General features: G+C 60.8%; 10 protein-coding genes, 1 tRNA gene and 1 pseudogene. 3 read left to right on the top strand and 9 right to left on the bottom strand.

What is annotated here, in order from left to right:
* A tRNA-Pro gene (locus U9R81_RS09035) sits at nucleotides 1-73 on the bottom strand.
* Nucleotides 74-107: 34 nt separating this feature from the next.
* Nucleotides 108-359, bottom strand: a complete 252-nt coding sequence (locus U9R81_RS09040; RefSeq protein ID WP_322495158.1) for an ABC transporter ATP-binding protein — start codon at nucleotides 357-359, stop codon at nucleotides 108-110.
* Nucleotides 360-596: 237 nt separating this feature from the next.
* Here U9R81_RS09040 and U9R81_RS09045 point away from each other — a divergent pair, with 237 nt between their 5' ends.
* Nucleotides 597-1,577, top strand: a complete 981-nt coding sequence (locus U9R81_RS09045) for a sulfurtransferase (protein WP_416180951.1) — start codon at nucleotides 597-599, stop codon at nucleotides 1,575-1,577.
* Nucleotides 1,578-1,580: 3 nt separating this feature from the next.
* The gene (locus U9R81_RS09050) at nucleotides 1,581-2,807 is read left to right on the top strand and encodes a YeeE/YedE family protein (RefSeq protein ID WP_322495160.1); all 1,227 of its coding nucleotides are present in this window, start codon (nucleotides 1,581-1,583) and stop codon (nucleotides 2,805-2,807) included.
* A gap of 63 nt (nucleotides 2,808-2,870) precedes the next feature.
* Here the strand turns inward: U9R81_RS09050 and U9R81_RS09055 are convergent, their stop codons facing one another.
* Genes U9R81_RS09055 through trpA form a run of 3 tightly spaced genes read right to left on the bottom strand, consistent with a single transcriptional unit; the run spans nucleotide 2,871 to nucleotide 4,890 of the window.
* Entirely contained in the window at nucleotides 2,871-3,809 is a 939-nt protein-coding gene (locus U9R81_RS09055; protein ID WP_322495161.1) for an acetamidase/formamidase family protein, read from the bottom strand.
* Between the two features lie 27 nt (nucleotides 3,810-3,836).
* On the bottom strand, nucleotides 3,837-4,070 hold the full coding sequence (locus U9R81_RS09060; protein WP_066782560.1) for an Lrp/AsnC family transcriptional regulator: 234 nt from the start codon (nucleotides 4,068-4,070) through the stop codon (nucleotides 3,837-3,839).
* 25 nt (nucleotides 4,071-4,095) lie between these two features.
* On the bottom strand, nucleotides 4,096-4,890 hold the full coding sequence (trpA, locus tag U9R81_RS09065) for a tryptophan synthase subunit alpha (RefSeq protein WP_322495162.1): 795 nt from the start codon (nucleotides 4,888-4,890) through the stop codon (nucleotides 4,096-4,098).
* Between the two features lie 788 nt (nucleotides 4,891-5,678).
* Here trpA and U9R81_RS09070 point away from each other — a divergent pair.
* Nucleotides 5,679-7,097 (top strand): BCD family MFS transporter, encoded by a 1,419-nt coding sequence (locus tag U9R81_RS09070; RefSeq protein WP_322495163.1) that lies wholly within the window; start codon nucleotides 5,679-5,681, stop codon nucleotides 7,095-7,097.
* A gap of 57 nt (nucleotides 7,098-7,154) precedes the next feature.
* On the opposite strand, the gene U9R81_RS09075 is transcribed toward U9R81_RS09070, so the two are convergent.
* From U9R81_RS09075 to U9R81_RS09095, 4 genes and pseudogenes are all read right to left on the bottom strand, one after another.
* Nucleotides 7,155-8,513 carry an apolipoprotein N-acyltransferase gene (locus U9R81_RS09075; RefSeq protein ID WP_322495164.1) on the bottom strand — a complete coding sequence of 453 codons (1,359 nt, stop codon included), beginning with the start codon at nucleotides 8,511-8,513 and terminating at the stop codon, nucleotides 7,155-7,157.
* Nucleotides 8,514-8,607: 94 nt separating this feature from the next.
* Nucleotides 8,608-9,387 (bottom strand): hypothetical protein, encoded by a 780-nt coding sequence (locus U9R81_RS09080; protein WP_322495165.1) that lies wholly within the window; start codon nucleotides 9,385-9,387, stop codon nucleotides 8,608-8,610.
* Between the two features lie 125 nt (nucleotides 9,388-9,512).
* A pseudogene (locus U9R81_RS09090) lies at nucleotides 9,513-10,150 on the bottom strand (response regulator).
* Nucleotides 10,147-10,554 (bottom strand): sensor histidine kinase (locus U9R81_RS09095; protein ID WP_416180950.1); only part of this gene is annotated, 408 nt, incomplete at its 5' end. The gene U9R81_RS09095 and the pseudogene U9R81_RS09090, both read right to left, overlap by 4 nt.

The raw sequence follows: 10,554 nt of genomic DNA on the forward strand, positions 1-10,554 counted from the left end.
CGGGGCGACTGGATTTGAACCAGCGACCTCCTGAACCCCATTCAGGTGCGCTACCGGTCTGCGCTACGCCCCGAACGCCCTGATTATAGCGCGGCTACAGCGAAGAGTCAAACTTCGCGCCAGATCAGCGACGCAAAAAACCCTAACGCCGCGCCAAACGGCAGCGCGCCTAGCCCCCACACCAGTATCGCCGGCCACAGCACGCGCACCCAATCCGCCCAACCGGCATCAGGCGCGAGCTGGCCGGTGAAAAGACTGATCACGACGGTAAACACCCCGCCTAGCACAATTGCTAATAACGCCAGTATCAATGCGCCGCCCACAGCCCAACGCATCCGGCGAGAAGGTGATGGATCCATAGGCAATACTTCAAGATATCGACCAACTTACCGGCATGGTACTCGCAAGACCGGCTATCGTCAACTAGCACCGAAGAGATTCTTGAATTCTTGATCAAGTATATTGACAAACTCAACAATCTCCGCTATACTCTGGCTGGCACCGGTGCAAACCACGAACCGCTTTGCAAGAGAAAGTGAGGGAGGATCGTGAATACCCCGACGTTGCGCCTTGCCGGCGCTGCACTTGCCGGCGCGCTGGCAACGCTCGCCATCGTGACGGTGATCAGCGTTGCGCGCCCGCAAACAAACACTACCCAACTGGTGCAGCCAGCCACAACGAACAACGCTCCGGTTTCAACCACAAATGCACCCCGCGAGCCGCGCCCGTTCGATCAAGTGGTTGTGAGCACTGACTGGCTCGCCGCGAATCTCAACAACCCGCAAGTGCGCGTGATCGAGGTCAGTGTCGTACCCGGCCTGTACGAGCGCGGTCATATCCCCGGCGCGGTCAATTTTGTCTGGACAACCGATTTTGTTGATACGGTCGCGCGCAATATCATTGCCCCCGAACGGTTTCAGGAACTAGCTCGCGCCGCAGGGATCAATAACGACACGACGATCGTGCTCTATGGCGATAACTACAATTGGTTTGCCGCATGGGGCGCGTGGGTCTTCCGCCAGTACGGCGCGACTGATGTGCGGCTGCTTGACGGTGGGCGCAGCAAGTGGGAAGCCGAAAATCGTGAACTCTCCACCCGTACACCATCGTACCCCGCCGGCACGTTCACCGTTCAGCAAGACAGCTCGTTGCGCGCCTTCCTGCCTGATGTGCTAAAGGTGGTGTATGGCGAAGCGGATAAGGCGCTGGTCGATATTCGCTCGCCCGAGGAGTTTAGCGGCAAGATTTTTGCGCCGGAAGGTTTTCAGGAATTGGCGGTGCGCGCAGGGCATATCCCCGGCGCAATCAACATCCCGTGGAAGAAGGCGCTGAACGATGACGGCACCTTCAAGACTGTCGAGGAGCTGCGCAAGTTGTACGCTGATGCCGGCATCGATGGCAGCAAGCCGATCATTACCTACTGCCGCATCGGCGAGCGGGCCAGCCATACGTGGTTCGTGCTGAGCGAGATCCTCGGCTATCAAGTTGCGCTGTACGATGGTTCGTGGACAGAATATGGCAATAGTGTCGGCGTGCCGATTGCCAATCCAGCCGGCACTATCTGGGGTGTGAAGTAGGCAATGGCTAACTTTCTGTCTGAGAGCAGCTCGCTTGATCGAGCTGCTCCTTCACCAACCACGAACCTGCTTCAGCGCAGCATTGGCATACTAAGCTTGGCAGCACTACTGGCCGGAGCATACGGTCTTCACACCACGCCCGGCCACGGCGCCGCAGCATCGCTCGCACTACTGCTCGGCGGAGCGTTGGGCATTGCCTTTGAGTGTGGCCGGTTCTGCTTCTTCTGCATCTTTCGCGATTTGATCGAGCGTCGGCAGGCTGGGCCGCTGTACGCTATTCTCACGGCGCTGGCCATCAGCGGGATCGGCTACGCCATCGTCTTTGGGGCGTTTCTACCTAACCCAGCCAGCGGACGGCTCGCGCCCGACGCGCATATCGGCCCGGTGAGCCCAGCGCTGGCGCTTGCCGGACTTGTCTTCGGTCTTGGGATGGCGTTGTCAGGCGCATGTATCAGCGGCCATCTCTACCGGCTGGGTGAAGGTTCGGGCTATGCGCTGCCGGCGCTCGTGGGGTCATTACTCGGCTTTGGGTTAGGATTGCGGACGTGGAACTGGCTTTATGTAACGCTGATCACTGATGCGCCAGTGATTTGGCTGCCCAATCTGATTGGCTATGGCGGCTCGTTGATCGTTCACTTGTTGGTGTTGGGCATCATCGCCCTTGGGTTGCTACGCTGGCTTGCTCCACTCGCCGAACAACCGGCCTGCACCGTTACGCCAGCGTATCTTCGCACCGTACTGCTCGAACGACGCTGGAACCCGCTCGTCACTGGCGCGATTGTTGGCATTATCAGCGTTGTCGCCTACCTGCGCATCGAACCGCTTGGCGTTACGTCACAACTGGGTAGTCTGTCGCGCACAGTACTCCACAACTATAGCCTCCTGCCCGACCGGCTCAACGGCTTAGACAGTTTCGCTGGCTGCGCAACCCAAGTGGTGCAAACCATTACGACCAACGGCTGGCTCATCGGCGGGTTGGTCACTGGTTCGTTCGGCGCAGCGCTGCTGGCCGGGCGCTTCCGCCCCAGCATCCCACGCCGCAGCGGCAGTCTAGCGGCACTGACCGGAGGCATCTTGATGGGATGGGGCGCTATTATCGCGCTCGGTTGTACGGTAGGAACTCTGTTGTCTGGCATTGGCGCGTTTGCCCTATCAGGTTGGGTGTTTGGGATCACGGTGTTTGCCGGGGTATGGATCGGGATTGCCCTCCGGTTGTACCGATGGTTATAGGGCATAACCCAAGCGACGGCGCGAACGCCGTCGCTTGAGTTGTCGCATGAGAGTTGTGTTGCACTAGCGAAACACGCTCAACGCCATATAGAATGACACACACCAATTGGGTGCATCGACGATTTGGCTGATGCGCAAGTCGCCAGCCAAACTACACAGCACATAGGCATCTTCGCGGCTGAGGCGATAGTTGTCAACCAGCCACTCGATCATGTCGCGCACGGCATTGCGTGCGTTTTCCATCAGATCAGGGCCGATGGCGGTGGTGACGTAGTAGCCGCGCGCGTCATAAGCGGGTTGGATCGGGCCGGGTGGCGTGTAAAAGTGGTAGCGCCACGGCTTGAGCGAACGCCCCTTGATCACGTTAAACCGCAACGAAAACTGCATCGGGCATTCGATACCGGTCACGCAAACCTCGCCGTCGCCTTGGGCGGCATGGCAATCACCCGCCGAGAAGAGCGCACCGGGCACGAACACCGGCAGATAGAGCTTGGCTCCAACATTTAGGTGGCGAGTGTCAATATTGCCGCCACCCTTGCCGGTTGGCAACACATCAAACGCCCCCGGCTCGTCAAGCGCCACCCCCATGGTGCCACAAAACGGTTGCAACGGGATGTGAATGTCATCGCGCAACGGCGCAGTTTGGCCGTTGCTGAGATCGAAATGGCGAATGTAAGGCGCAGTGAAATCTTGCGCCAATAAACCCAGACCGGGGATGATCCCTGTCCACCCCCAATCGAGCGGCTGCAAGCGCAGAATCTCGACTTCAAGGATGTCGCCGGGCATCGCATCTTTGACGAAGATCGGCCCGGCCAGCGGGTAGAGTTGGCTAAAATCGAGATTCATCAACACGCTGGCATCACAACCGGGAGTCACCTGATTATTGGTCACTTCCGCCGTCTCGCAATGCACCACATCACCAGAGGCGATTTCGATCGCCGGCGGCAGGCTATTGTCCCACTTGTGATGCACCTTGCCCTTTTCCAACACGTATTCAGCCACCCGGTTCTCCTTTCCAGCCAACGCACCTCACCCAATCACCATGCAGGTGATCGTGCGCTTAATGCCACTAATAGCGTGGATCTCGCTCATCACCAGCCGGCCAATCTGGCGCGGATCAGGCGTTTGCACCGTCGCAACGATATCGTAAGGGCCGGTGACAGCATCAACCGCAATCAGGCCATCGATCGCACGCAGCGCAGCCAGCACCTCGCCGATCTTGCCTGACTCGGCCTCGATCAACACATACGCTCGCGCCTCCATCGCTCTGCTCCTCTCTAGCCTAAGCTCATTCCACCGCGCTTAGCAATTCGCGAACATAAGCGGCAGCGCCGGTCACCCGCTCAGCCGGCGGCAGCCGTTCGAGGCGGTCAATCAAGGCGCTGCCGACGATAGCGCCGTCGGCAATGCGCGCCACATCGGCGACGTGCGCCGGCTGGCTAATGCCAAACCCGACCACCAGCGGCAGATCGGTCTGTTGGCGCACCGTGGCGATGAGATCAGCCAGATTGCCGGCCAGCGCCTGCCGCGCGCCGGTCACTCCGGTCAACGAGACGATGTAGATAAAGCCGCTGGCGTGGGTGACAATCTGCGCGATCCGCGCCGGCGGAGTGGTGGGAGCAATGAACATGATCAGATCAAGCTGGTGCGCAGCGGCGATCTGGCGCAAATCAGCCGCCTCTTCGAGCGGCAGGTCGGGAATGATCCAGCCATCGCCGCCGGCAGCGGCCAAATCGGCGCAGGCTCGCTCGAGACCGTAGCGTAACAACGGATTGTAGTAACCCATTAAGAGCAGCGGGGCAGTTACCTTGCGCGCGCGTAGCGCGGCGACAGTCGCCAGACAATCGGCCATCGTCACGCCATGCTCGAGCGCGCGCTGGGTAGCGCGCTGGATCGTCGTGCCATCGGCCAGCGGATCGGAAAAGGGCACCCCTAACTCAAACAAACTGGCGCCTGCCGCTTCCAGCGCCGGCACCAGCTCTAACGCGCTCTCGCGTTCAGGAAAGCCGACCGTCAAGTAGGGCATTAAGGCAATCCGTCCCTCAGAACGGAGGCGGGCAAAGGTTTCGGCAATTCGGCTCATAATAGGCAATCTCAATAAATGTGGTTTTCACTGTAGTTACCATCATACCACAGGGAAGAGGGGGTGGGGCCGCCTCATGTTTACCGCCGAGGATGCAGGTCATTCCAACCACTTTGCGCTGCTTTGCGGAGCCAGCCAGCCGTCCGGCTGCGCCTTGGTGGTGCGCCCTCCCCCCCCGGCCCCCTCTCCCACCTGACGGCGGGAGAGGGGGAGCTGCTGGATGGCGGGAAAGACATTACGGGAGCGAAACGCAGGAGTGCCCTGCTGCCGGCCTGTCATTGCGAGGGCGCGCAGCACCCGAAGCAATCTCCTGCTTTGGCGAGAGCGGACGCACAGCGGGTTGCTCCCGTGCTCGGGGGAGATGCTGCGCCACGCGACCCTTGCCACACGCATTATCTACGACGAAGCGCATGTCACTGACAGTTCTCCAGCCGTTCCCCTTCTCCCGCCCTCCGGTGGGAGAGGGGAAACGGCTCGCTCCCTCCTCCAGTGGGGTTGAGGGGCCGGGAATGGGGGCCGCCTCATGCTTACCGCCGAGGGCGCGGCGGACACAGAGGATGAGGGTCATTTCCAATCCCTTTGCGCTGCTTTGCGCTGCTTTGCGCCTTTGCTCGCTCTGCGCCTTGGTCTCCCGCGTCAGGTGGGAGGGGCGAGGGGATGATGCCCATCCTAGGGCAGATGTATGAAGGAGCTTGCACCTAGAGGTGATGCCGCCTTCGGCTATACCGCATGTCACCGCGTGCTATAATACGTCACAACAACGACGCTCTAGCGCAAGGAGCCGGAAGATGGCAATGGCAGACACGTTGCTGCGGCCGTTTCGTCAGGTGCAACACTGGCTAGAAACCCGCCCGCGCCTACGGATGTGGCTGCGCGTTTTTCGTCTCAGTCTGTTTCAATTCGGAATGGGTCTCTCGCTGGCGCCGCTCACCGGTACGCTCAACCGGGTGTTGATCAACGAGCTCGGGATCGCCGCGTTTTTGGTTGGTTCCTTGCTGGCGCTGCACTACTTTATTTCGCCAGCCCGCGCCATTTTCGGCTACCAGTCGGATATCAATCGCGCCGCTGGCCGCTGGCGCACTCCCTATCTAGTACTAGGGGCGATGCTGACCTACGGTGGGTTGGCTACTGCGCCCTTCTCGCTAATTCTGCTCAGCGGCGAGGGTTATTTGCCGTTCCCGCTGGCAGTGATCGTCTGTTTTGCGATCTTTTTTGCCTACGGATTGGGCGTCAATATCGCCGAGACGATCTATCTCGCGATTGTCAGTGATGTGACCCCGCAAGAAGAGCGCGGGCGAGTGTTGAGTTTGTTGTGGGTGGCGCTGGTGCTGGGCACGATCGTTGGCTCGTTGCTGATCGGCGAGCTGCTGATCGATTATAGCCATACCCGCTTGATACAGGTGATGCAAGGGTCGGCGCTGGCTTTTGTCTTCTTGACGTTTATATCAATGCTCGACCAAGAGCGGCTGAAACCGAATGGCCAGTTGGCCGACGTGACACCGGTGCGGGTGCGCGAAACGCTGGGCGATTCGTTGCGCATGCTGGCGGCGCAGCGCCCGTTGCGCAACCTGTTTATCGTGCTGGCACTGGCCACCACTGGCTTTGCCGTTCATGACGTATTACTGGAGCCATACGGCGGGCAGGTGTTGGGGATGACGGTCGCCGAAACGACCCGCTTGACCGCAGTGTGGGGCGGCGGTATGCTCACCGCGATTGTGTTGACCGGCTGGCTGCTCTGGCGCGGCCAACCGGCGTTGCGCATGATCGGCGGCGCTGCGCTGCTCGGCATTGTTGGCTTCGCCACCATTAGCTTGTCCACCTCGCCAGATCACGTCGGGCAGTTTCTCGGTGGCGTGGCGCTGATCGGTATGGGTCGCGGCATGCTGATCGTCGGCGGCCTCTCGCTGGTGATGGGGCTTTGCGACCGCGCTCACGCCGGTCTGTTCCTTGCACTGTGGGGCATTACGCAGGCGCTGGCCCAAGGCGTGGGCACCATCGCCGCTGGTCTCGCCCGCGATATGATCGGGCGGATGAGCGGCGTGGCGGCGAGCGGTTACATCGCCGTCTACCTGAGCGCGCTCACCTTGATCGCGATCGCCGGCGTAATGCTGCTGGTGCTCTACCGGCGTGGCCACCTGCGCGCCGAGCAAGTGCGCTCGCCGTGGAGCAGCCTTGAGCAGGTGAATGCCGATCAGATTATTTTCTAGTTGGGTTAGTTGTCGGTGATCCTGATGGCATCACATCAGGATCACCAGCCTCTCCCGTTATGATGCCCTTGGTCGCCGTGCCAGCATCAGGATGCCGGCTACGCCGGCGACCAACCACCCAAACCAATCACCGGCAAGCGTATACAATGTTCGCTCGTGGCTGACAAACGTCTCGCCGATCAGGGATGCTATCTGATTGACCCCGCTCTCGGCAGTAATACGGCCATACGGATCAACGACGAGAGCGATCCCGCTGGTATTGCTGACGGCAAAAGCGACTCGGTTCTCAACCGCGCGCATGACGGTATCGGCAGCATGCGTGCGCGGGAACCACGGATTGGCGGCGAAATCATCATCGGCAGGCATAGCGACAATGCGAGCGCCGGCACGGGCCAATTGGCGCGTGATATCTGGTGTATGCCGATCGTAGCAAACGCCGAGACCAATGGTTCCCAATGGGGTCGGATAGACCGGAAAGCGCCGCTGGCCGGCGCTAAAGCCTTGCGCCTGTTCCTCTCCGGTCACATTGATTTTGGCTTGCCGCCCAACCTCAGCCCCATCTGGCCCAAACAAGACTGCTGTATCGTAGCGACCAGCGGGTGTGGGCCAGACCATATCGGCAACGATATATGCGTTCAGTTCGTGGGCCAGTTGCCCAATCGCCAACCGCAGCGCCGGATCGTCAACCGTGGCCAACTCGTTTTCCGGCCATACCACCAATTGCGGTTGCTGCGCTGCCAGCATCCGCGTGAGCGCAACATCACGCTCAAGCACAGCGGGTTGCGCCGGCTCACGCTGGTTGGCGAGATCGACGATGACCCCGATCCGTACTGTCTCTGCAGGTGATGGCATGATCACCCGCCATCCCCATGCCAGTACCAGTGCTACACTCCCCAAACCAATCACTGCTGACCACGCGATGCGCTTCCGCCAAGCGGCGACGAGTATGGCCGCCAGCGCCGCATTGACCAAGACAATCATAAAACTCAATCCGGGCCAGCCGGTCAGGGTGACGATTTGCAACGCGGCGGGAAAGCGCCATTGCGTTTTCGCCAAACCCTCGAACCACCAATCGCCGGCCACCGGCATCACCGTGCGCACAAACTCCAACGCCGTCCACGCGAGCGGCAGACCAACGATGTGGAACGAGGGCGGCAAACGAACGGCCAGCGCCATACCGGCTTGCAACAGCGTCGCGTAAAAGAAGCCGACCGCCACGATCAGCAGTGTGCCGCCGGCCCAACCAAACAGCGCTGGGTACCACGCATGCGCGCCGAGCGACCAGAGGATGCCGCAAGGCAGCGCAATCCAGAGAAGGCGATGCACCGGCTGGCCGGCAAGAGCAATCAATACCGGCACGAGACCGATCCACGCTAGCCATCCCATATCAACCAGCGCCGGTTGGGCGAGGCCCATCAAGATCCCTGAACATAGCGAAAGAAGGATAGATTGGCGCCACCGGAGCTGGAGCGAAACGGCAGTGCGAGCCGGTGTTGCGGAAAGCGTAGCGTCAGTCATTGTCAAGCACCTTTCCGCGCTGCAAAGTTGAGGGGCGGACAGAACACTTGGTTGAGTACAACTGTTGATCGCTATGCGACGCCTCAACACTCGATTCTCCACTCCCCTCTCCCGCACCAGTGGGAGAGGGGCTGGGGATGAGGGCACACCGGCGCATCGCAACGCTATGAACCACATCTACGCTCATACGTTCTGTCCGCCCTTGAACGCTGCAAAGCAAGCGGCTGTGGAGTCTGGCCACAGCCCTATCCTTCCCATACCTATTGGCATGCGCCCTATCGTTACTCAGCTTCCCGCCGGAGCAGCTCAGCGCCAACGACCAGACCCAGCCGGCCCGGCTGAAGATGAGATCGAGCAGGGTCATACCAAACTCGCCAATTAGGATGAGCGAGCCAATCACTGCCATCACACCGCCGGGGATGAACGGCCACCATACTTTCTCGTTCGCGAAGAGCGCACTGAGCAGCGGGATGGACGCCCAACCAGCCGCAAACGAGAGCAAGAAGACGCCGCCAGCAACAGGCTCGGCCAGCGGCAATGTTTCGATCAAGGCTGACCCCAACCCGATACCGCCAATGATACCCGCCGGAACGAACCAACCCGCCTCACGCTTGCGAATGCCAGCAATGGCAAAGATGATCGCCATCATCGGCAGCACCAGCAGACCAGTGTCGATCACATAGCCTAACAGCAAGACGATACCGAGCGCAATCAGCACCATCCCCACCACTGACCGGTTGCGCGTTTCGGTCATTGTCGTTTCAGTTGCCATCGCTTTCCTCGCTTTCACCTCGCTCGATTGCCTGTCTGAAGCATAGCACTCGGCGCGAGGGGCTGCTAGTGGCGCAGGATAGATTGCGGTCATAGACAGGGGATGACGTTTGGCATAGGAAGGTATTACTCGATCAAGCCCAACTCGCGGGCGCGGATAATGGCCTGCGTGCGATGGCGCACCGCCAGCTTGGCGAGCAGGTTCGAGACGTGATTCTTGACCGTGCGCAAAGTTGATCGGCGATCTCGCGGTTCGACTGCCCGGCGACAATCCTGCGCAGCACGTCCATCTCGCGCTCGGTGAGCGGGCCAACGGCGGCGTTGCCGGCGCCTTGCCACCGGCCAGCCGGGTGAACTCGGCCAGCACTTTGCGGGTGATGCTCGGCTGGATCAATGCCTCGCCGCGGGCCACAATCCGCACCGCTTCGACAATCTCGCTGCTGTCGGCATCTTTCAGCATATACCCGCGCGCGCCGGCTTTTAAGCCCTCGATCACATATTTCATCATCATCGAACGTAGTCAGAATGATGACGCCGATGTGCGGCCACCGCTTGGTGATCTCATGGGTTGCCGCCACGCCATCCATCACCGGCATGCGCACATCCATCAACACCACATCCGGCTGCAATTGCTCAACCATGGCCAGCGCCTGTTGGCCGTTCGCCGCCGCCCCCACCACGGTCAAATCCTCTTCCAGATCGAGCAGGGTCTGGATCCCCTGCCGCACCAAGGTCTGGTCATCGACCAACAGAATGCGGATCATGCAGCCCTCCCTCTGCACCCGCACGGGGCACAGCCATCGAAGCCGCCCGCCGGCAGCGGTTCCGCCTGCAAGGTTCCCCCCAAGCGCGCCGCCAGCGGGCCGTCATTGATCACTTCCAGCCGCACACTATCGGCAGCGCCGATCAGCCGCACCGTCACTTGGGTGGCCTGCCCATGCTTTTGGGCATTGGTGAGTCCCTCTTGGGCAGCACGGTAGAGCGTCATCGCCACCGCCGGCGCCACCTCGCCCACATCACCCTCCAGCGTAAAGCTGGCCTGCAACGGCGAAACCCGGTCGAAATCGCGCACCATCCCAGCGATCACGTCCGGCAACGGCTGGCCGGCCAGCGGATTGGCGCGCATCAGCGCCACGCTCTGCCGCACCTCGGCCAGCGCCGCCTGCGC

Origin of the sequence: Chloroflexus sp. (genome assembly GCF_034435895.1) — a bacterium.
GTDB lineage: Bacteria > Chloroflexota > Chloroflexia > Chloroflexales > Chloroflexaceae > Chloroflexus.